The sequence below is a fragment of the Nostoc sp. PCC 7107 genome, from assembly GCF_000316625.1.
GTDB lineage: Bacteria > Cyanobacteriota > Cyanobacteriia > Cyanobacteriales > Nostocaceae > Nostoc_B.
On record NC_019676.1, the window covers coordinates 312,165 to 338,016 of the forward strand.

General features: G+C 40.1%; 27 protein-coding genes. 11 read left to right on the forward strand and 16 right to left on the reverse strand.

The features are described from left to right. Positions 1 to 98 precede the first annotated feature (98 nt). Entirely contained in the window at positions 99 to 1,208 is a 1,110-nt protein-coding gene (locus NOS7107_RS01375) for a DUF262 domain-containing protein (protein WP_015111196.1), read from the forward strand. Then, positions 1,205 to 1,903 carry an MAE_28990/MAE_18760 family HEPN-like nuclease gene (locus NOS7107_RS01380; RefSeq protein ID WP_015111197.1) on the forward strand — a complete coding sequence of 233 codons (699 nt, stop codon included), beginning with the start codon at positions 1,205 to 1,207 and terminating at the stop codon, positions 1,901 to 1,903. The genes NOS7107_RS01375 and NOS7107_RS01380 overlap by 4 nt, the downstream gene beginning before the upstream one ends. Here the strand turns inward: NOS7107_RS01380 and NOS7107_RS01385 are convergent. From NOS7107_RS01385 to NOS7107_RS01425, 10 genes are all read right to left on the reverse strand, one after another. After that, the gene (locus NOS7107_RS01385) at positions 1,900 to 2,940 is read right to left on the reverse strand and encodes a DNA cytosine methyltransferase (RefSeq protein WP_015111198.1); all 1,041 of its coding nucleotides are present in this window, start codon (positions 2,938 to 2,940) and stop codon (positions 1,900 to 1,902) included. The genes NOS7107_RS01380 and NOS7107_RS01385 overlap by 4 nt on opposite strands. Positions 2,941 to 3,092: 152 nt before the next feature. Beyond that, positions 3,093 to 4,985 carry a glutamine--fructose-6-phosphate transaminase (isomerizing) gene (glmS, locus tag NOS7107_RS01390; RefSeq protein ID WP_015111199.1) on the reverse strand — a complete coding sequence of 631 codons (1,893 nt, stop codon included), beginning with the start codon at positions 4,983 to 4,985 and terminating at the stop codon, positions 3,093 to 3,095. 296 nt (positions 4,986 to 5,281) lie between these two features. Then, positions 5,282 to 5,527 (reverse strand): photosystem I iron-sulfur center protein PsaC, encoded by a 246-nt coding sequence (gene psaC / locus NOS7107_RS01395; RefSeq protein WP_012411495.1) that lies wholly within the window; start codon positions 5,525 to 5,527, stop codon positions 5,282 to 5,284. Between the two features lie 398 nt (positions 5,528 to 5,925). Further along, a complete protein-coding gene (dusB, locus tag NOS7107_RS01400) occupies positions 5,926 to 6,978 on the reverse strand; it encodes a tRNA dihydrouridine synthase DusB (protein WP_015111200.1) in 1,053 nt (350 codons plus the stop codon). 114 nt (positions 6,979 to 7,092) lie between these two features. Next, positions 7,093 to 7,659 carry an antibiotic biosynthesis monooxygenase gene (locus tag NOS7107_RS01405; protein ID WP_015111201.1) on the reverse strand — a complete coding sequence of 189 codons (567 nt, stop codon included), beginning with the start codon at positions 7,657 to 7,659 and terminating at the stop codon, positions 7,093 to 7,095. A 221-nt stretch (positions 7,660 to 7,880) separates the two neighbouring features. After that, the gene (locus NOS7107_RS01410; RefSeq protein WP_015111202.1) at positions 7,881 to 9,353 is read right to left on the reverse strand and encodes a S8 family peptidase; all 1,473 of its coding nucleotides are present in this window, start codon (positions 9,351 to 9,353) and stop codon (positions 7,881 to 7,883) included. Positions 9,354 to 9,644: 291 nt separating this feature from the next. Then, a complete protein-coding gene (locus NOS7107_RS01415; RefSeq protein WP_015111203.1) occupies positions 9,645 to 10,034 on the reverse strand; it encodes a hypothetical protein in 390 nt (129 codons plus the stop codon). Between the two features lie 71 nt (positions 10,035 to 10,105). Continuing rightward, positions 10,106 to 10,282: a hypothetical protein gene (locus NOS7107_RS28380; RefSeq protein WP_015111204.1), complete on the reverse strand. Its 177-nt coding sequence runs from the start codon at positions 10,280 to 10,282 to the stop codon at positions 10,106 to 10,108. Between the two features lie 110 nt (positions 10,283 to 10,392). Next, the gene (locus NOS7107_RS01420) at positions 10,393 to 10,629 is read right to left on the reverse strand and encodes a hypothetical protein (RefSeq protein ID WP_015111205.1); all 237 of its coding nucleotides are present in this window, start codon (positions 10,627 to 10,629) and stop codon (positions 10,393 to 10,395) included. Next, positions 10,626 to 11,018: a hypothetical protein gene (locus NOS7107_RS01425; RefSeq protein ID WP_015111206.1), complete on the reverse strand. Its 393-nt coding sequence runs from the start codon at positions 11,016 to 11,018 to the stop codon at positions 10,626 to 10,628. Before NOS7107_RS01425 ends, NOS7107_RS01420 begins: the two co-directional genes overlap by 4 nt. A gap of 173 nt (positions 11,019 to 11,191) precedes the next feature. On the opposite strand from NOS7107_RS01425, the gene NOS7107_RS01430 reads away from it, so the two are divergent. Then, the gene (locus NOS7107_RS01430) at positions 11,192 to 13,105 is read left to right on the forward strand and encodes a GTPase family protein (protein ID WP_015111207.1); all 1,914 of its coding nucleotides are present in this window, start codon (positions 11,192 to 11,194) and stop codon (positions 13,103 to 13,105) included. A gap of 33 nt (positions 13,106 to 13,138) precedes the next feature. Further along, entirely contained in the window at positions 13,139 to 13,390 is a 252-nt protein-coding gene (locus NOS7107_RS01435) for a type II toxin-antitoxin system ParD family antitoxin (protein ID WP_015111208.1), read from the forward strand. Positions 13,391 to 13,790: 400 nt separating this feature from the next. Here NOS7107_RS01435 and NOS7107_RS01440 read toward each other — a convergent pair whose 3' ends face one another. Both NOS7107_RS01440 and NOS7107_RS01445 read right to left on the reverse strand, forming a co-directional pair. Further along, on the reverse strand, positions 13,791 to 14,231 hold the full coding sequence (locus NOS7107_RS01440; RefSeq protein WP_015111209.1) for a hypothetical protein: 441 nt from the start codon (positions 14,229 to 14,231) through the stop codon (positions 13,791 to 13,793). A gap of 270 nt (positions 14,232 to 14,501) precedes the next feature. Continuing rightward, positions 14,502 to 15,356, reverse strand: a complete 855-nt coding sequence (locus NOS7107_RS01445) for a DUF72 domain-containing protein (RefSeq protein ID WP_015111210.1) — start codon at positions 15,354 to 15,356, stop codon at positions 14,502 to 14,504. Positions 15,357 to 15,369: 13 nt separating this feature from the next. Between NOS7107_RS01445 and NOS7107_RS01450 the strand changes: the two genes are divergently transcribed. The 7 genes from NOS7107_RS01450 (at position 15,370) to NOS7107_RS01480 (ending at position 21,776) form a co-directional block, all read left to right on the forward strand. Further along, the gene (locus tag NOS7107_RS01450) at positions 15,370 to 15,975 is read left to right on the forward strand and encodes a DUF1622 domain-containing protein (RefSeq protein ID WP_253274496.1); all 606 of its coding nucleotides are present in this window, start codon (positions 15,370 to 15,372) and stop codon (positions 15,973 to 15,975) included. Between the two features lie 158 nt (positions 15,976 to 16,133). Beyond that, positions 16,134 to 16,787, forward strand: a complete 654-nt coding sequence (locus NOS7107_RS01455) for a hypothetical protein (protein WP_015111212.1) — start codon at positions 16,134 to 16,136, stop codon at positions 16,785 to 16,787. 33 nt (positions 16,788 to 16,820) lie between these two features. Beyond that, entirely contained in the window at positions 16,821 to 18,146 is a 1,326-nt protein-coding gene (locus NOS7107_RS01460; protein ID WP_015111213.1) for a four-carbon acid sugar kinase family protein, read from the forward strand. A gap of 413 nt (positions 18,147 to 18,559) precedes the next feature. Next, positions 18,560 to 19,702 (forward strand): septum site-determining protein MinC, encoded by a 1,143-nt coding sequence (gene minC / locus NOS7107_RS01465; RefSeq protein WP_015111214.1) that lies wholly within the window; start codon positions 18,560 to 18,562, stop codon positions 19,700 to 19,702. Positions 19,703 to 19,747: 45 nt separating this feature from the next. After that, the gene (minD, locus tag NOS7107_RS01470; RefSeq protein ID WP_015111215.1) at positions 19,748 to 20,554 is read left to right on the forward strand and encodes a septum site-determining protein MinD; all 807 of its coding nucleotides are present in this window, start codon (positions 19,748 to 19,750) and stop codon (positions 20,552 to 20,554) included. Positions 20,555 to 20,585: 31 nt separating this feature from the next. Further along, positions 20,586 to 20,885: a cell division topological specificity factor MinE gene (gene minE / locus NOS7107_RS01475; protein ID WP_015111216.1), complete on the forward strand. Its 300-nt coding sequence runs from the start codon at positions 20,586 to 20,588 to the stop codon at positions 20,883 to 20,885. Positions 20,886 to 21,131: 246 nt separating this feature from the next. After that, entirely contained in the window at positions 21,132 to 21,776 is a 645-nt protein-coding gene (locus tag NOS7107_RS01480) for a hypothetical protein (RefSeq protein WP_015111217.1), read from the forward strand. Between the two features lie 165 nt (positions 21,777 to 21,941). Here NOS7107_RS01480 and NOS7107_RS01485 read toward each other — a convergent pair whose 3' ends face one another. The 4 genes from NOS7107_RS01485 to NOS7107_RS01500 form a co-directional block, all read right to left on the reverse strand. Next, complete coding sequence (locus NOS7107_RS01485) at positions 21,942 to 22,280, reverse strand: P-II family nitrogen regulator (protein WP_015111218.1); 339 nt, start codon at positions 22,278 to 22,280, stop codon at positions 21,942 to 21,944. A gap of 255 nt (positions 22,281 to 22,535) precedes the next feature. Further along, a complete protein-coding gene (locus tag NOS7107_RS01490) occupies positions 22,536 to 23,069 on the reverse strand; it encodes a hypothetical protein (protein ID WP_367579880.1) in 534 nt (177 codons plus the stop codon). 263 nt (positions 23,070 to 23,332) lie between these two features. After that, positions 23,333 to 24,154, reverse strand: a complete 822-nt coding sequence (gene thiD / locus NOS7107_RS01495; RefSeq protein WP_015111220.1) for a bifunctional hydroxymethylpyrimidine kinase/phosphomethylpyrimidine kinase — start codon at positions 24,152 to 24,154, stop codon at positions 23,333 to 23,335. Positions 24,155 to 24,236: 82 nt separating this feature from the next. Then, entirely contained in the window at positions 24,237 to 25,832 is a 1,596-nt protein-coding gene (locus tag NOS7107_RS01500; RefSeq protein ID WP_015111221.1) for a hypothetical protein, read from the reverse strand. Positions 25,833 to 25,852 lie beyond the last annotated feature (20 nt).

Consider the following 25,852-nt stretch of genomic DNA (forward strand, 5'->3'; position numbering starts at 1 on the left):
GTTCTTGCGAGTAGGTGAGTGAATATGCCAGGTGATAGAATTAATTTTCAAGCCTTTCCTACTCTGATAAATCTACTCTATCCAAATTGGAGAGCAAGATGGCAAAAGCCTCAAATATACCACCACCAGAACCAGAAATTACAGATGATCAAAGAGAAGCAGCAGAAGTAGAAATTCGGGAAAAACAAAAAATAGTTGACTACGACACAAAAGAGTATCCAGTGGAAGTGCTTGTCCAAAAATATAGAGATGGGCTGGATGAGGACGTTAATGAGTTGTATATACCAGACTATCAACGGGAGATGATTTGGGAAGAATCTCGGCAGTCAAAGTTTATTGAATCTATTATGCTAGGACTACCAATTCCATATATTTTTGTTGCTGATTTACGACCAAAAGATGATGATGATAGTGATGATGAAGCTCGGTTAGAAATTGTTGATGGTACTCAACGTATTCGTACACTAGACAGATTTATAAATAATGAGTTAAAGCTTTGTGAGCTAGACAAACTACAAAAACTTAACGACTTTAAATTTAAAGATTTACCACTGGCACGAAGAAGACGCTTCAATCGGGCAACTATTCGGATGATTGTACTAACGGATAAAGCTGATGAAGAAACAAGAAGGGATCTGTTTGAACGCATCAATACAGGTAGTGTCGAACTAAATGACATGGAGAAGCGTAGAGGTATATCTCCAGGCCCATTTGTTAATCTTCTTGAAGAACTTGCTAAAGATCCTCAATTTCGCAAGCTATGTCCATTCTCAGAAGCACTTGTTAATAAACGTGAACCAGAGGAATTTGTGTTACGTTTCTTCGCGTACCTAGATAACTATAATAAATTTGAAAGACGCGTTAATCTTTTTCTCAATGAATATCTAGAGAAACATAACCATACTGGAATAGACAGAGAAACTATGCGAAATGAATTTCACGCAATGTTAAATTTTGTTGAACAATATTTGCCAAATGGATTTAGCAAAAAAGAAGGACATGTAAGAACACCAAGAATTAGATTTGAGGCAATTTCCGTAGGTGTTGCACTTGCTTTAAGAGAAAAAAGCAATCTTAAACCTAAATCAATGAATTGGCTTGAATCACCAGAATTTAAGGATTACACCACATCAGATGCAAGTAACTCCAGACCTAAAGTAATTCGGCGTATCGAGTATGTGCGCGATCAACTTCTCGGTAAAATATGACAAGTACATTATTTCAGGATTTTAATGAACGCTCTAAAGAAGTAAGCAAATATTTTATTTTTTTGAAGACCTTAGAAGATGGCACTACTAAATTAAGTATGCAAGGTAAACAAGGAAACCCAAAAATTAGAGAAATTGATTCTGAATTAATAAAAACTTTGAAAGCAAGTGGGTTTTTATTGCTCTATAACCTAGTAGAAGCAACAATGCGAAATGCTATCGAAACAATATTTGGTGAACTTAGCAGTAAAGGGGTTTCCTACGATCAAATTAGACCTGAACTTAAGAAAATAGTCCTTCAAAACCTTAAAAAACGAAATCCTGACAAAATATTTTCGAGCATCACAGCTATCTCTATTGATATTATTACTGCTGGATTTGATAAAGAAAATCTATTTTCAGGCAATATTGATGGAAAACGAATCAGAATTACGGCGGATGAGTATGGATTTTCACATGCAACTGACTATGCTAAAACAGGACATGGGAGTGATTTAGTAACTATTAAAACAAACAGAAATCTTTTGGCACATGGCTTTAAGTCTTTTGCAGAGGTAGGACGAGACAAAACTGCTGATGAGCTTTTAAAGATTAAGAGTAAAGTGATTAGATATTTGAGACAAATTCTACAAAATATTGAAAAGTATTTAGTTAATAAAGACTATTTGGATTTATCTATTATGGTAAATCCTTAATGGACAACTTCAAGATGATTGAGTATACTTTGAGCGATAACTTTGCCTAGTTTAACAGGAACAGCATTTCCAATCAATCGTCCTATATGACTTAAGCTTAAAGCCTCATTAGGGGCTACAAACTCGTAATTTGCTGGAAAACTTTGTAGTAATGCTGCTTCTCTAAGAGATATAGCCCTATCTTGTTCAGGATGTCCAAAACGACCGTTACCAAATCCAAAACATTGTGTAGTGATGGTTGGGCTAGGTCGATCCCATTCCATCCGACCATATACCCCAGGATAAGTTTTACCACTCTTTTTTGTATGGCATTCTGCAATTAATTCTCTAGGCCAATCCCGCCAAGTTCCTCCAGGTTTTGAAGCACGAATACGACGAAGATTCAGATTAGATAGCTTACTGCATAGATGGAGCCGATCTATCTTAGATTTTTGACCCGCAGCAAGTGGTTCAAGATGTTCAATAGCTTTTCTTACTGTTTCGTATCTTTCTGCATTATGTGTTGGTGGAATTAAGTTAACTTTGCCAAATTTTGAAGCCAGTAAAACTAATCGCTTTCGAGATTGAGGGATTCCATAATCTAGACAGTTAATTTCATAAGATTCCAAAAAATAGTTTAAATGTTCTAATTTCTGGATAAATTCATGAAATACTGGATGGTGTTTTAACTGAAGCACATTTTCCATTGAAATAATCTCTGGTTCACATTCTTGTACCAGACGAGCAAAATCCTGCAAGAGCTTCCACTTTGATTCTCTATCGTTATAACGTCTTGAATAACTTGAAAATGGTTGACAAGGGGCACATCCTGCTAAAACCCTAATACTGCTGTCAGAAAAATGCTTTGCCAGATCAGAACCGCTAAGATATTCTACATCTTGCAGTATAAATTTTGCTTTGTTATTGTACTCATATGGAAATTTACAAGCTCGATCAATATCATATCCAGCTTTGACTGGAAGACCTGCTTGCTCAAACCCATGAGTTAGTCCTCCAGCACCACAAAACAGATCTACTGTAGAGATGCCGCTAGCCATTTACTTCCTCTTCTTGCCATATATAGCCCGACTAGCTAGACTAGCTCATTTGTACAATGACTACAACAAAGGTTTTTTTGAGGACTACCTCAAAAAAGCATGAATACATTGGCTTGTAGTAGCGCCGAGACGCTACTACCTCTATAAATAGACTATTCCACCGTTACAGACTTGGCCAAATTTCTTGGTTGATCGACATCCAAACCGCGACGGGCGGCGATGTGATAAGCCAATAGTTGTAAAGGTACAACTGTCAGGATGGGTGATAATAATTCATCCACTGAGGATACAGGAAGTAAATCGTTAAAGATTTCTGCTGCTTCGCCATCGTTGACTGGTGTTACACCAATTAACCGCGAATCTCTGGCTTTAGCTTCTTGGGCGTTAGAAATAACTTTTTCATACACACTACCAGGAACTGCGATCGCCACTACCGGAACTTTCGCATCTAATAAAGCAATGGGGCCATGTTTCATTTCCCCAGCGGGATAACCTTCGGCGTGGATATAGCTAATTTCTTTTAATTTCAAAGCCCCTTCTAAAGCAATGGGGAAGTTAATTCCTCTACCTAAAAAGATGAAATCTTGAGTATCAGCAAATTCGTGGGCTAGGTGTTCTGTTAAACGTTCTTGACTGGCTAAAGTTTCTTCAATTTCTTGAGGAATTTGTCGCAGTCCGTTAATAATTTTCTCTATAGTTACTTGAGAAACTGTTTGACGACGAGCAGCTAAATCTAAGGCTAAAGCATAAAATGCCATTAATTGCGCGATAAAAGTTTTGGTGGCTGCAACACCAATTTCAATTCCGGCTAATGTACTGATGATATGCGGCACCATGTGACCAAGGCTGCTTTCTGGACGGTTGGTAATGCCTAAAAGTCGCGCTTGATATTTCGCCTCTTGACCTTGGCGGCGTTCTTTTTCCATTGCTAAGGCTGCCAATGTATCAGCCGTCTCACCCGATTGAGTAACACCGATAATTAATGTATTTGGTGTTAGTGGTGATGGTGCATAGCGATATTCAGAAGCATAGTGTACCTGAGTCGGAATTTCTGCTAATTGTTCTAATAAGTATTTACCAACTAAGGCGGCGTGCCAACTTGTACCACAGGCGACGATGTGAATTTGTTCTAAATCTGCGTAAAGTGACTCAGATAAGCCGAGGTTAACAGGTGAAGGAGAAGCATCTCCTAAATTGGAAAAATAAGCTTCTAAATTAGCTCTTACTACTCCTGGTTGCTCATAAATCTCTTTGAGCATGAAGTGTTTGAATCCCTGTTTTTCTACCATTGTGGGACTCAAATTGAGCATTCGCGGTTGTTTTTTCAACCTATCGCCAGAAAAGTTATAGATTTCTACGCCCAATGGTGTGAGGCGGGCAATTTCCCCATTGTCTAAAGGTAATACGGCGCGGGTGTAAGCAACGATCGCCGGCGTATCCGAAGCACAGAAAAATTCACCCTGGCCAAATCCAATCACTAAAGGTGCTTGTTGACGCACAGCAATTAATTCATCGGGATAGTCAGCCGAAATTATTGCCAGTGCAAATGCCCCATTCAGGTGGTTAACTGCTTGGCGAACGGCTTCCAGGAAGAGAGATGGGGACGTAGGAAGAAGGGGAGATGGGGGATTCTTTAAATATTCGGCTATTAAATGGGGAATTACTTCAGTATCAGTTTCCGAGCGGAACTCATATCCTTTTTGTTTTAATTCTTCTCTTAATTCACGGTAGTTTTCAACAATGCCATTTTGAATAACTGCTACTCGCCCCGCCATATCCAGATGCGGATGGGCGTTATGTTCTTCTGGTTTACCATGAGTTGCCCAGCGAGTGTGACCAATACCAATGGATGACGGGTTTTCTAGCTGTTCGAGTTTAGAACGCAGGTTATGTAGTTTACCTTTTGCCTTGATGCAATTAACTTCACCTTCCCAAATTGTGGCTATTCCTGCGGAATCGTAGCCTCTATACTCTAGTTTTTCTAGACCAGACAGTAAAATTTCTGTTGCTGTTTGAGTGCCTATATACCCAACGATTCCACACATTGCTCACACCATTCTGGTTTTAGGATTATTAGATCCAGTATAGTGTTTAGCACAAAGCTGGGGTTTTGTCACAAGTTTTTCGGGTGGCAAATAGAGAATTTATTGACTATTTCCTCAAAAAAAAGGAGCAAGATGCTCCTTCTGCCACTAAGGTATTTTTATGGTTTTTGAAGTTGTACGCTTAAAAGTCACCTAGTAAGGTGGGCAGTACCCACCCTACGATGCTAAAAAAGCTTGCTATGGAGACAGTTAATTGTGAGTCTGATGAGAAATTTGGGGCAAATTTCTCAATTCCTCTAATAAGCTAGACCCATGCTACGAGTTGTTTCAGCGCCCAAGTAAACCCGGATGCTCAAAAAGTCGGTGGGGCAGGCAGTCTCACAACGCTTGCAGCCTACACAGTCTTCTGTGCGGGGTGAGGAGGCAATTTGAGCAGCTTTACAGCCGTCCCAAGGCACCATCTCTAGCACATCAGTAGGGCAGGCGCGAACGCATTGAGTGCAGCCAATACAGGTATCGTAGATTTTTACGGTATGAGACATTGAAAAAAGGCTCCTTTCGAGTTCTCTTCTCTGCGAAAGAATCATAATCAAGGCATAGTTTACCGCAGTGGCTCATCCACAGTAAGTAAAAGGCTACATAACTTCAAACAATGTAATAGGCACTTTTTAAAGTGAAAATTTGCGAAATTTCTCTGTTTCCTTATAAATCAGCTACAAGACGGCAACGTGTTTACCTCATTTGTCCGCTACGCTCTATGCTTGACGTAAAGATATATGAAGTCGAAGTTGCAACCAACCGAGTAATTTGAATTATCTATGATGGTGATTCACTGATTACTATGAATTGTCAAACAACTCAATTCTGTAACGAAATTTTAAATATTGAGAAATATTTCCCAATTCATGTTTGCAATTAAAAATTATTTATGCTCTCTCCCTTATGCCATTTGAAAATTAGTTGTTTCTTCTACCAGTTCATAACCAGAGGCTAATTTTTCAGTGGCGCGGTCAATTAAATCTAAACCTTGTTGGACTGTTTCAATTAAGCTTAACTGTCCGCGCAATTCGGCTGCACCGACGAATCCTTTAGCGTACCAAGTCATGTGTTTGCGGGCTTGACGAACACCGCGATCGCCTTTATACTCCCATAAAGCTTGTAAATGATCTCTGGCGCATTCTAAACGCTGAATTGGGGTTGGTGGCGGTAAAAGTTCCCCTGTTTTCAAGAAGTGGTCAACTTCGCCTACCAAAAAGGGATAACCCAAAGTTCCGCGCGAACACATCACACCATCAGCGCCAGTTTCTTCTAAGCATCTCACAGCAGCTTCCACAGAAAATATGTCGCCATTGCCAATTACAGGTATCGACAGCACCTCTTTCACACGGGCTATCCATTCCCAGCGGGCGTTACCATTGTAACCTTGAGCGCGGGTGCGTCCATGCACTGTAATCATTTGCGCCCCTGCATCTTCCATCCGTTTGGCAAAGTCGAGAATGGTAATTTCCTTGTCATTCCAGCCAATACGCGTTTTGACTGTGACTGGTACACTAACAGCTTTGACAACTTCGCGCACAATTGCTTCTGCAACTTCCGGCTGACGCAACAGCGAAGAACCACCACCATTTTTGGTAATTTTATTTACCGGACATCCCATATTAATATCAACAGTATCAGCCCCTTCAGCCACAGCTTTGATAGCTGCTTCAGCTAAAAAATCAGGGCGACAGTCAAATAACTGAATACTAATTGGGCGTTCGTTGGGGTCAACTTCCATGATTTTCGGTAACTGCTTCACATAGTGCAGTCCCGTGGCGTTGACCATTTCGGTATACATCATCGAATCTGGTGCATAGCGACGCACCAAACGGCGAAACACCAAATCTGTCACCCCAGATAAAGGCGATTGCAGTACCCGGCTTTTAACTTCCAAAGAGCCGATTTTTAAAGGTTGGGAGAGTCTAGCTTGCAGGCTGGGAGACAGAGTAAGCATATCAACAATTCACAATGCACACTTAATCATATCTTTTTATCCTTGGCGCTTGTTGATGATGGTAGCGATCGCCTACTAAAATTTGCTCACACTTTAAATTGCCAATATCCTTATTCAACCAGTTGGGTACAACCACTTGTAAAACAATCGTGTTAACTGAGGCATTAACAGATAAGTTAATATGCAAACAACAACACCGATAGTAATTACTTGTGCCAGCAACATAGGTAAAGGTGTCAATAAAGGACTGAGTAAACGACTGACAATTGAGATTGTCACAAACACTCCTAGCCAAGTCAGTAACACCATTTTGTAACGCTTTGGTGGAGATTTTTGAGAGCGTCTTGGCAATTCAAACCAAGTTTCTAAACCTGTGAGGATTTGTACATCTTCCTTTGATTCAATCAAGGGTTTGGCTCGTTCAATCAACTCCAGACGCAAATCTGACTCTAACCATGCTTGTAGATTCTGGTGATGATCAAAATGAAGAACGATAATGTATTCTGAATGCACCCCTTTTTGGGGTCTGAGAACATTCACTCCCAAGTGGCCTGGAAAAGTCCTTGCTACGGGAATAATACCGCGCATCCATTCCTCATATTCTTCCTCTCGACCTAGTTTGATTAAATGAGTAATCACGGCCGTAACATGGTATTCAACATTAAATTGAGCGCTATTCATGCACAAATATAGATAATTGGTATAGCCTTTCTCAATATCTTTGCCAATTTATAAGATTGCTTTTAGATATTGTTTTTTGTTTCAGGCTTGGCAAAAATAATAAGTCATAAAAATTACTTTTAACTTTCCCGCAAGATTTTTTTAATATTATAGAAATAACAAAAAAGTAAGTGAGACAGTTCTTCTCATTTACTTTTTAACTCAAGTCATATTTTCTAATTTTAGCTATTAGATAAGCCCAAAAATCTGCGATATTCGTTTAGTTGTTTTTGAAGTTGATCTATCTGTTCTAAAAATTTGCCCAGATTACCATTATTACCATTGGTCGGACTATCAGTTGGGCGATCTTCATCAGTACTGTTGTAACTCTTCATACTGATACTATTGTTGTAGTAGTGGAACTGGAACTGAGTTGCAGAACCAGTTGCAGCAGTGTGGTTGGTAAGTTTAGCAGAAGCGTTGATATCTGACGAAGAGCTATTGTCAACCTTGAAAGAGGAATTTGATAGTTGATAATTTGCGATCGCTGACTGTAGTGTTGATCTAGTGCTAATTGAGACAGTCTGAGAACTAGCAGTTGCAGCTTGGGTATTATTTCCGGCTGTATCTGTAATGATTTGCCTAACCTGTGCAGGAGTTAAGCTACGGTTAGCACTCAACATCAACGCAACTACCCCAGCTACGTGAGGACTTGCCATAGATGTACCGCTGTAAGAAGCATACTGATTATTTGGCACTGTGGAATAGACATCAACTCCTGGGGCTGTCACATAAGCAAGTTGATTTGTTCCAGAACGATTAGAAAAATTAGCCAAGTTATTGTTTCTATCCACTGCGCCCACAGCAATTCCTGTATTGTTGGCGTAACGAGCCGGATAATTTGGTTGAGAACCGCCATCATTACCAGCCGCCATCACCACCACTACGCCTTTACTATTGGCATACTCAACTGCATTTTGCAGAGTACGGTTAGAAAAATTACCCCCCAAGCTGAGGTTAATCACATTAGCGCCATTATTCGCTGCATAATAAATGCCATTAGCGATCGCACTGTAAGAACCAGAACCAGATTCATTTAAAACTTTCACAGGCATAATTTTGGCATCATAAGCAATGCCAGTTACACCATAGTCATTTTTCTGTCCCGCAATAGTACCAGAAACATGAGTACCGTGGCCGTTTTGGTCTAGGGTGTTGTTGTTGTTATTGACAAAATTCCAGCCGCGAACATCATCAACATAACCATTGCCATCATCATCTATGCCATTACCAGCAACTTCTTTCGTATTAGTCCAGATATTATTTTTTAGATCCTCGTGGTTGTAATCAACCCCAGTATCAATCACCGCAACAACAACACCCTTACCTGTATATCCCTTATTCCAAGCTTCGGGAGCGTTTACAAGGTCAGCGCCCCAATTATTACCTCCCGAATTGGGAACATCTGCAAAGGTACTTTTACCCGCAGCTTTAGCTACAGCCGCCGCCCCATTTACTAACCCATATCCAGTAGTAGAATTATAGCTTTTGGTAGTTGCTGTAGTTGTTTTTGCATTGTTAGTTTGGGAATAACTACTGTGACTAAGGTACGAATTAGATTCATTTTCAGTATGAAAGGTATCGGCGGAGGAGAACAATTGAGAATTCAGCCCGTTATGAGAAAGTAATGCTTTACTAGTATCATTAATGGGCATAAGTATTTTCTCCTCAAATAAATTTAAAATTTCATATTTTTGACAGCATTAACTGTTAAAACCTTAGCTCTCAGGTCTTAAGCCGTAAATTTACCGTCCTTGCCAATAATTACTATGAAATTAAATGGCAAAATGCTGCTTTTTTTACAAAAAAATATTAAACATAATTTAATTATTTATCCTTGTTTTTGGCTAAAAACAAGTTCGAGTAAGGATTAGACAAAATTATTTTAAAAAAATAAATAGATAAATGCCGATAAAAAATGATAGTTCGTTGATATTTATCAGGCTTTAATTTGAGCTTATAATTTGGAATAAAAATACTCCAAAGATAATGCTAATACTGTAGAGTACAAACCGATACACTCCTATCAATATATGAGCATTACGCAAAGTATATTTACTTTTACCAGTTGAATCTTGAAAATACCAAAATATGAGAGATAATGTCATCGCCAGTACAGAACCAAAAATAGCAAAGAAAATCAACCAGCCTAAATTAATTTTTGCTTCACGAAAAAGCCAGTTTTGCAGAAAACTCCAAAATATACTAGTAGTTCCTAGACAAATTGCTTCCCAAAAGGGATTGATTATTGGATTAGCAGGATGTAATTTTTGTATCGTTTCGACAACAATCAAGGCTACTACGAAAAAGAACCCAACAGTTAGGAGTGAAAACATAAAATTAACCACAGCTAATTTTGTACTTTATTTAAAGTAGGCAATTTTAGAGTAATCCTAAAGCTTTGAAACTACGTGCCTAGTTCGTTGAAATAACTGCCAAGATTTACATTTTGAGCAATTACTGAAGGGGTTTGATTTACTGGTGGTGTTGTAGAGATACCGGGAAGACAGGTAAAAGTTAGCAGTGTGATGATACTAATAATTGTAATTGAGATGATGAATAGCGATCGCCCACTTCGTGCCATAACTTTTATCCTTACACAACTGGCTGACAAACCAGAGATAATACAGCAATAAAATAGGCAATTCCCAAAATCTGTTTACTAAACTTAATTATGCTGATTCAATCTCAAGCTTACAAATCAGTTTGTAACCAATAATCGTAATATTTGGCAAGTTCTTTAATAAAATTGAGTTCTTCGCCTGCCAAATTATTAAACAGTTGACGATAGTGCCAACCTCGTTCATAGCGACTCAGCATTTGCTCAGGAGTAAACTGATAAACATCTACTGTCTGCCAACAAATGGACTCTAAAAAAGGCAACTTTTGAGGTCTAATAGGTGGATTTAAGTTGGGTATCGAGTTTGTCATATTTCCCGATTTTTAAGGTTATTATGTTCTGGAAAGTTGCGGCATAAAAACTCTACAATCCATTGACCTAGAGTTATACTTTTACAAGTCCAGTCAGGTACTTGTTCTTCATCAATACCTATTTTGAGAATTTCTTCAAGAGCGAATACAAGCTCTATCATGTCCCATTCCCAGCAGGGAAGTGAGATTATCTCTCGAAAATTATCATCTGGATATAATTTTTCTGGAGGAAGACGAAAAGCTTTACCCAATTCTATTCGGACACAATTCACTATTTTGAGTGCTAATTCACCAGACAATTGCAGCTTATAAAGAAATTCTTCATTCCTCATGTCAGAACGCTGTAAAATATCATTTAAATTTTTAGTTTTTTTAAGTATGAATCTCATAAAATTTATGTTGCTTTTATGGTGAAGACAGCACTTTTTATATAAATATTATTGAACAGCTAGGATAAAATTTCTTTCTAAAAGAGCATGGATATTACACCAGTAGTTAGTATTCATTACAGGAATATTAGATTAACAATATATAAGAAGTCTATCAAGGTAGGTAGGGGGGAATGGTGCGCTTAAAACCGTGGCAGTTGATTATTTTAGCAACACCGATCGCAGCTATTATCATTTTTTTACTGATTGCCGCAGGCATACAAATCAATGTCTGGGGAATTAACTGGATTTGGGCTGTGTTTACCGTGGCGTTTGTTGGCTGGCGATGGTTGTTGGTGAAATGGACACAACCAGCGATTGTGCAAGTAGAAGCGGCGTTAGCAGAATTTCAAGAAGAGCTAGAAACGGCAATAGATACAACTACTTCAACGGCGGGAAGTGATGCGACCCAGCAAGCAGAAGCCGCACTACAAAAAATCTTAGAAGCATCAATTAACGATCGCCCAATTTGGGAAGATTGGCAAACTTTTTGGCAGCGCTGTCAAGATGTCGTAGTTGCTGTGGCGAATATCTACCATCCCCAAGTGCAGTATCCTCTCCTAAATATCTACGTCCCCCAAGCTTACGGACTTATCCGCGGTACAGTAGACGATTTAGACCAGTGGATGCAGAGGTTATCACCTGCCTTAAATCAAGCGACAGTCGGGCAAGCTTATCAAGCGTATGAAGTCTACCGCAAGCTAGAACCATCGGCTCGTAAACTTTTGCGAGCATGGAACTGGGCGCAATGGTTGTTAAATCCAGTGGCTGCGGTGGCGAACCGGGCGACGAAGGGTTACACTAACCGCGCTAATCAGCAGTTGTTGATCAATTTAGGTCAACTGTTGCGCGAAGCAGCTTTAAGAAACTTATGCAGACAAGCGATCGCACTTTACGGAGGTATGACCCTAGTAAATACAACAGCAGCTATTTCCACACCAACCATCCCACAAACCAAAACCCAAACTCTGCGGGAAATCCTCACCCAAGCTGAACCAGTCGAGGAAGTTGAGCAAAAACCCATCAGTATTTTACTAGTGGGGCGGACAGGTGCAGGCAAAAGCAGTTTAATTAACACGTTATTTCAAGCTGATCTGGCAGCGGTGGATGTGTTACCCAGTACCGACGAAATTCAAAATTATCATTGGGAAACTCCCAGCGGCGAAAGTCTGACTCTTTGGGATACTCCTGGTTATGAACAAGTGAAGCGGGCAGAACTCCGCCAATTAGTATTAGACTATGCAACCAACGCAGATTTGTTATTGCTGGTGACACCCGCCCTTGATCCGGCTTTGCAAATGGATGTGGACTTTTTAGCAGATATGAAAAGGGAAATTGATGATTTACCTGCGATCGCCGTTGTCACCCAAGTAGATAAGTTGCGTCCTATCCGCGAATGGCTACCGCCATACAATTGGGAATGGGGAGAAAAGCCCAAGGAAATTTCTATCCGCGAAGCTACTCAATATCGGGCTGAAAAACTAGGAGAATTTTCTAACTTTGTTGTACCGGTAGTTACTAGCGATCGCACAACCAACCGCACAGCTTGGAATATAGATACTTTATCGTTAGGATTGATAGAGGCGATCGCACCAGCCAAGCAATTGCGACTCGCTCGGTTTTTGCGTGACTTAGACTCTCGCACCGTCGCCGCCGCTAAAATTATTGATCACTATACCTTCCAGATGGCGACCACCCAAGGGCTAACTTCACTGATAAAAAGTCCTGTGCTGCAATTTATTTCTACTATGTCCACTGGTTCGCCCACCTTGGCATATTTACTAGCAGAGCAAATTCCTGTAGAACAATTACCGATTGTCATTGGTAAACTCCAAATCGCTTATGAACTTTTCTCATTATTAAAAACAGACGATGCCAATAAAATTAACTTTGATTTAATGGCTCTCTGGCCATTATTGTTAGAGAATTCTGCTACACCTGATCGCAACGCTTGGGCATTTGGTCACGCTCTTGTGGAATACTGGACTCAGAATTTAGCAGTGGAACAACTACGGCAGCGATTTGAGTATTATTTACAACAACTTTGATCCATTAGGTTATTGATATTTGAGCTATTAATAATGAAATCTAAATTCAACCAAAAGCACGAAATCTTTATTCAAGAGAAACTCAGTAGTGGTAGATATCACACTATTGAAGAAATACTTGTCGAAGCCTTAGAACTCTTAGAAGAACATGATAAAAAGTATGAGCAATGGTTACAAGCAGCCTGTGATCATGGTGATGTTTCTATTGCCGAGTTAGAAAAAATAGACGGCAAATTTTTAATAGCACAATTGGAACGAAAATTACGTAAAGCGCTTGAATCTTAAGCATTTAATTATTACCTGTTAATCCATCTCTCACAATTATGGCTCATGCCTTGCGCGTAGGTTAACATTTGTGTGTGAGCAATAATGCAATAACTTCTTTTAATAGGATGGCTTGGTTGATAAAAGTAACACCTTTACCAACCAAGCCATCATGAGGTTAAGTCAACTATGACCCAATACGGTTCAGTTAAGGTGATGAGAGTTGATTTCTCAATTTATGCTTACCTATCAGACAAGAAGTAAGATTTGGTGGATTCTCCCCCAAGCCACCGATTGGGTGACGGTTGCGTCCCCCAAACCCCCGGCAAAATAATTCTTTCGTTTTTGATTGAGTAATTATTTTTTGGTTTTGTCGTGATTTAGTTTTCTTATCTGAACTGTATTGAACTATGACCTTTATTTAGCTTGCTTGCTGTCGGACATATTGACCATTCAGTCCAGCTTGAATCCAACTCAAGCATTCATATTCAGAATTGAATAATTTTGGGGCGGCAATATTATTCAAGATTTCTGGTGGATAATGATCGTAGAAGTATTTGCCTTCTTCTTGAAAGATAATAATTAAATTATCGCGGAAAATATAGCGAGACTTAAAACAATCTTGATGACTGATAAATTCTAAATTTTTATCCAGATGTTCTTGGGCAATATCAATAATATTATTAATGCTATTACCGTAGATACCCGCTGGATTTTCTGTTTTGTGAAATCTACTTTTATTGCCAATTTCTGACAACAGCTTATAGGAGTAGATTTCGTAAGCATCAGCTTTGCCGTAAACAAACGGAATGATGAGATATCCTTGATATGAAACTGAGTTTTCATAAAGAAGACGACTCATCTGAACCTCCTTTGATTAAACTGCTTACACAACGATCGCCCCAATCACAATCCGCATTAAAAATCAAGCCATTTCTATTAGCTATTTTTAAGCATTGTTAATATCCTCTTGGCAGATTTACTCAGAGGTATATAATCCTCTTGCTAAAAAAGAGAATTGCTTTAGCTTTATTAAAAATGTCTTGCAATAACTATTATGACTCTTTTTGAAGTGAGTATGAGTTAGATATTTTGTGAAAATCAAAAAATTATCAAAATATTCCTCAAAGGCTTACCACAAACTTAGCTGACTGGGTGGCTGTTCTAGTTGATTCCAAGGTAAAGGCGGAACTTCAACACCTCTTTGTTCTAACAGCTTTTGAAAATGACGGGCAGTGTATGGCGATCGCTCTTCTAGAGGACAATGGACAAAGAAGTAGATTTTTGTCCCGGCTTGTAACCACTGTTGAATCTGAGTTACCCATTCTGCCATAAACGGCTGATTCTCCGACAATGTGGGATGAGAAATAAAGCGAATCAGGCTAAAGGGCGCTGTAACACTGAATTGTACAGGTAATTTAGGTTTGCGTCGTTCTGAGTGTAACTGCGGATCATCTTCGCCATTGTAAATCGGCCGTGAATCTAAGAGTACCCGTCCTACACCAAGATTTTCTAACAACGCTGTTAATTGACTACTATAAGGTTCTTTGAACCAATCAAAATGTCTCACTTCTAAAGCCAGCGGTGCAGTTTCCCGCGGCCAAGCTACCAAAAAATTAGTTAAATCATCAATTAATGTAGGCGAATAACTTGGTGGTAACTGGACAAACATCGGCCCCAAGCGTTTTCCTAAAGGCTGCATTCCTGCCAAAAATTTCAACGCTGCGGGTATATTCGGCTGGAGTAAACCTGTATGGGTAATGTCTCGCGGTAATTTGAGGCAAAATTCAAAACCTGGGGGTGTTTGGGCTACCCAACGGCTGATAGTTTCTTGGTTAGGTACAGCATAAAAGGTAGTATTGCCTTCAACCGTAGTCAAGCGACGACTGTAAAGGCGCAAAAAATCGGTAGCGCGAGTACCTGGGGGATAAAATTCACCCATCCAACCTTTATAAGACCAAACGGCACAACCAATAAAAAAGTTCACTGACTAGCCTTGAGTGTTCTTACTTAATAGTAAACGCTTGCGGATGGTGCGATCGCTTGGTGCTGTTTTTGCCAAAACTAGAAACATAAAAACTAATTTAATTTTTATGCGACAAAAATCTTTACAAGAATCATTGGTAGAAATCTTACTACCTTTAGCACTAATTTTTGGTTTAGTTTTACTTTTAAGCCTCAATGTCGGCGAGACTCACCAAACCGAGGCAGCACAAGCGCCATTAGAATCATGGTTAAAATTAATTGTCGGTTATCTAGCCGCAACAGCCGAAATCGCCGCAGCATTAGTAATTGGACTGGCGGTAATTCGAGGGATGTTAGTTTATCTGCGTCAAACTTTTTCTCGTTCCAAACAACATATTGATACTACGGAAGTCGTGCGCTTGCAGTTGGGACGGGTGTTAGCGTTGGGATTAGAATTTACCGTGGCTAGTGACATTTTACGGACTGCTGTTGCACCCACACGTCAAGATATTCTCAATTTAGGGGCAATTGTGCTGCTAAGAACATTGCTGAATTACTTTTTAGAACGGGAAATTCAGCAGGTAGAACAAAATCGTTCTCAAACTTATCAAAATACTGAACAATCTGAAAACAGACGGTAGATTGAGATAGGCAAAAATTTCTATATGCAGCAACTTATATGGGCAATTGTCTGACTCGAAAAATGCGATCGCTATTTTTCTCAAGGGTGAATGCGATCATTACTCAAACCCGATTAAAATAAATTACGCGATCGCATTTTCTACAGGAGTATGCAGCAGTGCAGCCGGATTTACTAGGCTTAGAAATTAGCAAGGGAGAACTGAGACGTTTGACTGGGTTTGACCCAGAAGATGTTTTCCGTCCTTCGGTAATGAAGGACAAAGAAAAGCGACTCGGCTTTTTGGTGAATGAATTACTAGTGGCGTTAGCACTCACACCAATTATTGTTGGTTTTATTTATGCGTTTATTATTTTGCCAACTATTGGTTCTTCCATTAAATTAGGCATCATTTTATTAATTTTAGTACCCCTGGCTGTGATTTTTGGGCGATCGCTCTGGCGAAGTTTTACTTGTCCCAAAGCCCTAACTATACTTTTAGATGAAGTTGATCAATATCACTCTGTGATCAACGCTATAGATATTCACGACCAATTAGCAACCTCAGATAATTCCATCAACGATAGAGAACAAGTAATCTCTGCTTTACAACTAATTCGGGAAGATTTAGTACGCGCTTTAAAAACAGAACGAGTTTTGCGGGATAATAAAAAATTGCTGGCAAATAATCAAGAATTATTTGTGAATAATTTGGCAAATCTGCAAGCATTACAAGTCAGTACGCAAGCTGGCGAATATGCTCAACTACTCAATCAATCTTTGCAGATTGCCCTTGATGTGCAAACCGAAATTAAAAAATTGCAAAAGCCCTAATTATCCCACACAACAGTTGCGCTGCTGACTCTCATGAGTAATAAACCAAAAATAATTGTTTTAGATGATGACCCTACTGGTTCGCAAACAGTCCACAGTTGTTTGCTGCTAATGCGGTGGGATGTGGAGACTTTACGCATCGGGTTGCGCGATGATTCACCAATTTTTTTTATTCTGACTAATACCCGCGCCTTACCTCCAGAGTCAGCCGCAGCAGTCACAAAAGAAGTGTGTCAAAATTTAAAGCAAGCAATCACGGCTGAAGAAATCAGCGATTTTTTGGTTGTGAGTCGTTCTGATTCTACCTTACGTGGGCATTATCCTATTGAAACAGATGCGATCGCCGATGAACTCGGTTCTTTTGATGCTCATTTTCTCGTCCCGGCGTTTTTTGAGGGCGGACGTATCACCCGCGACAGCATCCATTACTTAATTATTGATGGTGTACCAACCCCAGTACACGAAACTGAGTTTGCTCGTGATTCCGTATTTGGTTATCATCACAGTTACTTACCCAAATACGTCGAAGAAAAAACTCAAGGTCGCATTAGTGCTGAGTCTGTCACCAGATTTTTACTGAATGATATTCGTGCTGGTAGTTTAGACAGATTACTCCAACTAACTGGTAATCAGTGTGCCGTAGTTGATGGTGAAACTCAAACCGACCTCGATATTTTCGCCAAAGATTTATTAGCCGCAGCCAGCCAAGGTAAACGCTTTTTATTTCGTAGCGCCGCCAGTATTTTAACTGCTTTAGCTGCATTACCACCCCAAACCATTCCAGCCGAAAACATGGCAAAATATGTACGGCAAGGCAAACCTGGCGCAGTTATTGTCGGTTCCCATGTCAAAAAGACAACACAGCAATTAACCGCACTCTTGGAAACAGAAGGGACAGTGGGAATTGAAGTTGATGTCCAGCGACTGCTAAATCAGGAAGAGAATTCCGCTACGATACTTCTCACCGAAACATTAGCAAATATTCAGACTGTACATAATGCTGGTAAAACGCCAGTTATTTATACTAGCCGTCAAGAACTCACTTTTAATGATGTTAAAACACGGCTTGATTTTGGCATTCAAGTTTCCAGTTTATTGATGGATATTGTACAGGGTTTACCCGCTGATATTGGCTTTTTAATTAGCAAAGGTGGGATTACATCAAACGATGTCTTGAGTACAGGCTTGGCTTTAACAACAGCGCGATTATTAGGGCAAATTTTAGCTGGTTGTTCAATGATAATTACACCTGCTAACCATCCTCAATTTCCCAATTTACCAGTTGTACTATTTCCCGGCAATGTTGGTGATGTTCATGCTTTGGCAACAGTTTACCAACGATTAACTAAACAATTATGAAGTGTGAAGTATGAAGTCTGAAAGCTTTATTAGTAGAGTTTTCAGCCTTTAAAAATAACTTGTCACTAGATGTTAATAAAAACTAATGACCATTGACTATTGACCAATCACTAATGACAATCCGCCAAAAAAAGTGCAATATGTATGCCTAATAGCTGTCTAGATCACTAGTTAAGAATAATAAATCAGGGTTGATACAAAATGTTTGTTCTGAAATACTTCAGAAACATGAGTTCAGTGAAATCCTCAAAAGTTCTGAGCCGCAGTTGTTGCTGCATCTCACGGGAGGTAACAGAAGCGTTTACAGCACTCAGTCCTCATAACTTTCTTGGGTGAGAATGTTGTTCCTTTGTATAACTAATTTAAGATAAGTAATTACCCGGAGTTTCAGTTGTGTTTATGGCTGGTGCTGCATGACTTCTGATTTTGCTATCCCCAATCCAGAGTCAAATTCTGCACTTCCTGATGCAGAGTCTATCTCTCATCTATCTGATGTAGATGTAAATTCCCATGTTTCTCATATTGAGACGAATTCCACCGTTTCTGAGCCAGATCCTCACTCTGTCATTCCAGATACGGAGTTATCATCTGTTCTCCTTTATTTAAAATCAAATTCTCCGCCTTTAGTGTTAAATCCAGAGTCTGTACCCCAAGAATTAGAGTCAAATTCTCCACTTCAGGATGTAGAGTTAAATGCTGCGCCTGGAGAATTGGAGTTAAATTTGGCTAAGGACTTAGAAACCAATGCTGAATTACCCATTGCAGATGCAAGTCCTACTCTTTGGGATGTGACAGAAGCCGAAATAGACAATCGACTCAAAAATTTTCAAGTTCAGTTCAAACATGAAGCAGAAAAACTGTTGGTCATCTTACCGACAGAATCTCAATTACCAGCATCAGAACTAGCTTGGTCTGATATTTGGCAACAATTGAAGTTGCGATTAAACGCAGGCGATCGCTTAAGGATACCAAATACACCTGTATACTTGATAGCCTATGATCGCTTGTTAGACAGCAGACAACTGCAAGATTTAGCCGACAGCTTTAGTGAAGTGCAACTGTTGCTAAAATGTGTCGCTACAAGTCGGCGACAAACTGCGATCGCCGCTGTCACATCAGGGTATTCTGTAGAACAACTACAGCCACAAACCTCCCTCAGTTCCGAAGCTCAAGTAACTACAACCAGCCAAGCAGACGCACTCTATCTCGAAATGACTGTCCGTTCAGGAGTTGAAATTCGTCATCCCGGAACAGTAATTTTGCTAGGAGATGTCAATCCAGGTGGTATCGTAGTTGCAGAAGGAGATATTTTAGTCTGGGGGCGTTTACGTGGAATTGCTCATGCTGGCGCTGGGGGGAACCGCGAGTGCTTAATTATGGCTTTGCAAATGGAACCAACTCAATTGCGAATCGCCGATGCTGTAGCCAGAGCGCCTGAAAAGCTACCATCGCAATTTTCTCCCGAAGTGGCACATATCACGCCCCAAGGAATTCGCATCGCTAGGGCTACTGATTTTTCTAGAAATCAATTAGCTAGGATAAATCAAGTACCATAAATAACTATTATAATTCCTGAACCCTCATCGCTCGCAACTCTGAACATGACTCGCATTATTGTGATTACCTCCGGTAAAGGAGGGGTGGGTAAAACTACAGTGTCAGCAAACCTAGGTATGGCCCTCGCTAAATTGGGTCGTCAAATTGCCTTGGTTGATGCAGATTTTGGTTTAAGAAATTTGGACTTGCTGTTAGGACTCGAAAACCGCATCGTCTATACAGCCGTAGAAGTTCTCTCCAGAGAGTGTCGGTTAGAACAAGCGTTAGTCAAAGACAAACGCCAAACTAACCTCGTACTTCTACCCGCAGCCCAAAATCGTTCCAAAGATGCAGTCACTCCCGAACAAATGAAATTGTTAGTGAATGCACTGGCGCAAAAATATCAGTACGTAATTATTGATAGTCCGGCGGGGATTGAAAACGGATTTAAAAATGCGATCGCCCCAGCCAAAGAAGCTTTGATTGTCACTACTCCAGAAATCTCCGCGGTTCGAGATGCTGATCGGGTAGTTGGGTTACTAGAAGCACAAGGTGTTAAGCGTGTACACTTAATAATAAACCGCATCAGACCAGCAATGGTACGGGCAAATGATATGATGTCTGTTCAAGATGTTCAGGAACTGCTGGCAATCCCCTTGATTGGCGTTATCCCTGACGATGAGCGTGTAATTGTCTCGACCAATCGCGGCGAACCCTTGGTATTAGGGGATACTCCCTCTTTAGCTGCTATAGCTGTGGAAAATATTGCTCGGAGATTGGAAGGAGAAACAGTCGAATTCTTGGATCTCGACGCGCCCCCAGATAACATCTTCGCCCGTTTGCGGAAGTTGTTGTGGACAAAGATTGTTTAATGTTTCAGTCTCCTGAGATCTATTAACAACAATGATCATTGAACTTATCGAACGACTTTTTTCTCGACCTCCTGAAAACAGTCGCAATCAAGTTAAACGCCGCCTACAAGTAGTCATAGCTCACGATCGCGCTGACTTAGATGCTCAGACGTTAGAAAAAATGCGTCAAGAAATTCTTGATATCGTCTGTCGCTACGTGGAAATAGAAACTGATGGTTTGGAATTTACGCTCGAAAGCAACCAAAGAACAACAGCTTTGATTGCTAATTTACCAATTCGGCGGGTGAAAGATTCTATGTCTCTTTTGGAAAGTGGTGATAAATCACAGTAGTTGACCAAACTATATTTTTTCACGAGTTAGTACTGAGATTCATCTCAATTACTGTGAATTTTTGGTGAGCAAAATCTATTTTTTTAATAAATTTATTTGCCATGAGTTGAGGAAGAAGTCAGAATTCAGCAGCCAGAATCAAGAGTGTTGAGAATAAAGATTATGCACTGAAGAAAGACTAGTGACAGATGTCGCCCATACTATCTATTTTGGGCAAACTAAACTAGCCAAATACTCAGATAAGTCATGATATCGCTACCATTTGCCAACAAATTATCTTTGAGCTTGCTAGTTTGCACTACTTTACTCACTACTGGTCAAGTATCTCAAGCATCTCAAGTATCCACTCCTCAAACATCAGGTGTGAAAGAAAGTAAAATTATTGGAGGTGCAATTGATTGCGACAATGATGGGCGACAAAATGACTCACGCATTGATGATGATGGTGATGGTATCCCCGATAGATGTGTGATTGATACTTCTGCAAGCAAACAACAGGAAATTAAGACAGAAACTCCAAAAGAAATTTTTGATACGCTAATGCAGGCTTTAACAGAAATGACTGAAGGTTGTGAAGAAGTAACAAAAGTTAAAGCAGGCGTTAGTTATAGGATTTGTACTATCAACAATGAACCTGTCACAGCTTCGGAAGCACTTTTAGAAGTAGGAGATGGTGTGGGTTTCTGGTTTAAAAATAACAAAGTCGTAGCCATCAGATATTTCCACTCAGGAGAAACTTTGTTCTTCGATGATGAAACACTAATTGCCAAATTTTCTAACGACGAAGAACTACAAAGTGAATTTTCTCATGAAGAACGTCGGGAGGCTGAAAATTTAGCAAAAGAAGGCTACCAAAATATTTTTCAAGTTTTTGCAAAGTCAGCTAAATAATTTCTCTGAGAAATTAGCCTGTTGAATTTTTACAGTAGGCGTTGCTGATGTTAGAGACGAAAAAACCTCTGAAAGTTCAACTTTCGGATGTTGTTCATCTCACTTTCAGCAACGCTGACTATTTGGCCAATAACTAGACGCGATCGCTCACGCCACTATTTAGCCTTATACTGCTTCTGTATTCTTTTCTCCAGTCCGAATCCGCACAACTTGTTCAACAGGAGAGATGAAGATTTTACCATCCCCAATTTCTCCTGTGCGGGCAGCAGAAATGATTTTGTCTACAACCATATCAACCTGGTTATCTTCAACAACAATTTCTACTTTCAGTTTTTGCAGAAACTCCACAGTGTATTCAGAACCACGATAGCGTTCTGTTTGTCCCTTCTGCCGTCCAAAACCGCGCACTTCCGAAACTGTCATCCCCACGATACCAGCATTAACCAAAGCAATCTTCACTTCGTCAAGCTTAAATGGGCGAATAATTGCTTCTACTTTTTTCATGTATTTGACTCCTAAATTTTAATAGGTTCGTTTATCCATCTAACCAGATCAACCGTCTGACATTCTTACCAATAACGTGATTACCAAAACATAATGTAATAATTGCAACTTTTTTTAAAGTGTTTGGTTTTTGTCTATGCAGTTTTGACATCACAGATTGATGACTGAAACAGGCAAGAGATAAACATACTTTATTTAACTTAAAAATAGAAAAATTCTACATTTAAGTATATTTGTTAACAATTTACAGCAAAATTAGTTACTCTGATGTGCAAACAAGGGACGCACAATTAAATACCCAGCACCAAAAGCAGTCAGCATCACTAACAAAATCGTAATCACCAACCCCCAACCATTCATTTCCTTCTTTTTTGCTTCCATTGAAGGATAATAATTCACGGACTGTTCTTCGATAAAGATTGTTTCTGGGATGTGAGAACTGATTTCTACTACAGGTACAGAAAAATCTGGGCGGCGCTTGGCCTTGGGTGCTTCAGATTGACGCGGACGTGCTTCGGATTGACGCGGACGGGCTGCTTTTTTCGGCTGTTTGGCAGTATTTTTCACTTCACCAGTAGGCCGGGGTTGAGAGTTACTCTCCTTACTCTCTGGACTACGGAAATCAACTAGCTTTTGCAAATTTGAGACAGACTGCAAAACTTTGGTAATTTCTTGGCGCAGAAATTGATTTTCTTGCGTTAATTGTTGATTTTTTGCGGTGAGTGCATCTAATTTCGCCTGCGTCGCTTCTAACTCTGCTGCCAATTCCCGATATACGTACAGTGGCACAGAGGAAGGATGATTTGGAGAAGCGGGCCTTTTTGCAGAGTGGCTATGAACAGCTGCTGTGGTTGTTCGCATCGGTGAATTGGTATCAAAAGTTAAGGTAATGGAATTTTACTAGAGATGCTATGAAAAATGGCTAGATATGAAACTATGCCCAAGAATAATAGATAAATGCTGAGATAGCAAAGATTTTTTTTGGTCGAGTTAATACCTAAAAATTGCCATAACAAGCAACTAACAACTTACAATATTCCACTAGGCACAGGTCAATTTCGTAACAAAGGAAAAAAGTGTCCTACAGGGCCTTGACCTTTGCCAATACTAAGCGAGTAAGCCAGGGCAGTTGTAACATACTCTTTTGCTTGTTTGACAGATGTTAACAAATCCTTGCCCATTGCCAGATTAGCAGCGATCGCCGCTGATAATGTACAACCTGTACCGTGGGTATTTTGCGTGTCTACTTGCTGTGTTGTCAAGATTTCCAAGCGATCGCCATCAAACCAGATGTCAACACCACGGGCATTTCCCTCCATCCCGCCACCTTTGACTAAAACAGTCTTTGCCTTTAAATCGCGGTGAATAATTTGGGCTGCCTCCCTCATATCATCCAGAGAATTAATCGGCAAACCACTTAAAATCTGTGCTTCATAGCGGTTAGGGGTGATAATAGCCGCCTGGGGAATCAACTGCTGACATAGCGTCTTAATAGCATCATCATCAATTAACTGTGCGCCTGTGCGTGATACCATCACCGGGTCAACCACTAAATTATTTATTTCTAAAGCCTCCACTTGCTGGGCAACCGCCGTGATAATTTCTTGATTCAGCAACATTCCTGTTTTTGCTGCTTGTACACCAATATCCTCCACAACCGCTTGTATTTGGGCTACAACTGCCTCTGATGGCACTGCATCAACTCGCACTACTCCCAAGGTATTTTGTGCCGTCACGCAGGTTATAGCGCTAGTACCGTGGACACAGTGAAAAGCAAAGGTGCGTAAATCAGCTTGTATTCCCGCACCACCGCCACTATCAGAACCAGCAATAGTTAAAGCCACAGGGATTTTCGATGTTGTTTCAGCATTCATAAGGGAAGGGAGAAGAAAGTATGAAGTGTAAAGTCTGAAGTCTGAAATTTCATCCTTTAGCCTTCAGCCTGTTGACAAATGACTATTGACCCTTCAACAAAGGATTTGGTTGAGGGTTTTGGGGTCTGGTTTGCGGTACAACTGTAAGATAAGGTTGCAGTTTTTTGGAGTCAACCCAACCAGAGTAATATTTTACGCTGGTGGACTTGGGAGAAATATCAACTAACTCTAAATCACCGCGCATTGCCTGCCAATTCATCGGTAATTCTGGTTGAAATTCTCCAGAACCGATACCTTGAGGGCCGCCACCTACTAGATTTAAGGAAACTTCATCTAAGGTACGGACAAATTTTTGTCCACTCCAATGCCATTCAAAACCAGGCCATTCAATAGGTGGTTTACCTGATGGTAAAGAATGCCCAAATTCATACTTACTTGTACCTTCATTGAGTTTAGTAGTGAAGCCTTGAGGATATGTCACCTCATAACGTCCTTTATTGGTTTGGAAATTCACCGGACTCCACCACAACACTTCTACAGTATTCTTACCAGGCAAAGATACCGCTGGCTTTTGATTAGTTGATGCACTGTAAAGTGGTAATTTTTCTGGCAGTTTAGCCATTGCCGTAAAACGCCAACAAGCCCAACTTTCTGGGTTATCAGCTGCTTGCCATTTCACTTGGCAAACTCCGTTGGCGCTACTCACCCAAAGGATGTCATTTTCCAATCTGAGTTTGTCAGGAATTGCCCCAACTAACGGGCTGTTATGTGTGGTGTAAGTACTTAAAGAACCATCAGGACGGTAAGCAACTAATCCTTTAGCGGGAATGTAGAGATTTCCTTCACCACCTAAATTAGTCCCCATCCAAAAAGTAGGACTATTCACATCGCCAGTAATGGCTAAATCTGTAATTTGTGTAAATCCCAGTGCCTCTGGTTGAATCAAGCTAAATTTCTCAGTTTTGGGATCGTAACTCATGATGGTGGCAATACCATTGTTACCTTCACCTTGTTCAAATGCGATCGCCCACCAAATCTTTTCTCCATAAACTAAACTAGATGTTACTCTCGGCACGCCCAACTGATTTCCTTCAGCGGAAAATCCAGCTTTCACTGCTGCATTCTGCAAATCCTTGAGAGTGTACACAGTTTGCCGTTGAGGATTTTTACTATCAGGGGTAATTAGTTCAAAAACAATTTTATCTTTGCTTGGATCTGGTACTTCTGGTCGGGAGATATTATTATCTGAGCTTAAAGAATACTTTGGCTCTTGCACAACACGATACTGATAGGTTTTACCCTGAAAATTAATATTCTTTAACTTAGGATTTACCCAATCCTGTGCCAAGGCTGTATAGTTACTTGGTGGTTGCAAATCCTTGGATAAAGTTCCTGTTTGTACCGTCCAAGTATTATTAGCCCGACAGAAAACAAAATCCTGTTTTAAAGTTTGAAACTTCATAACGTCATCATTCGCTACGATATTACGAATATGCCAATCAAATATTTCATAAAAGCCTTCATTCTTATTGGGTGATGCTAAAGTCACAACCGCGGCTTTTGGACAGTTCTCTACCGTTGCTTTTGCTGTGTTGCTTGCCTGAGAAATGCCATCAATACTAGAATTACAAGCACCTGCTAGTAAAAATACACCCAAGAGCGCAATATTTTTTCTCATATCAATTCTCATCTATTGGC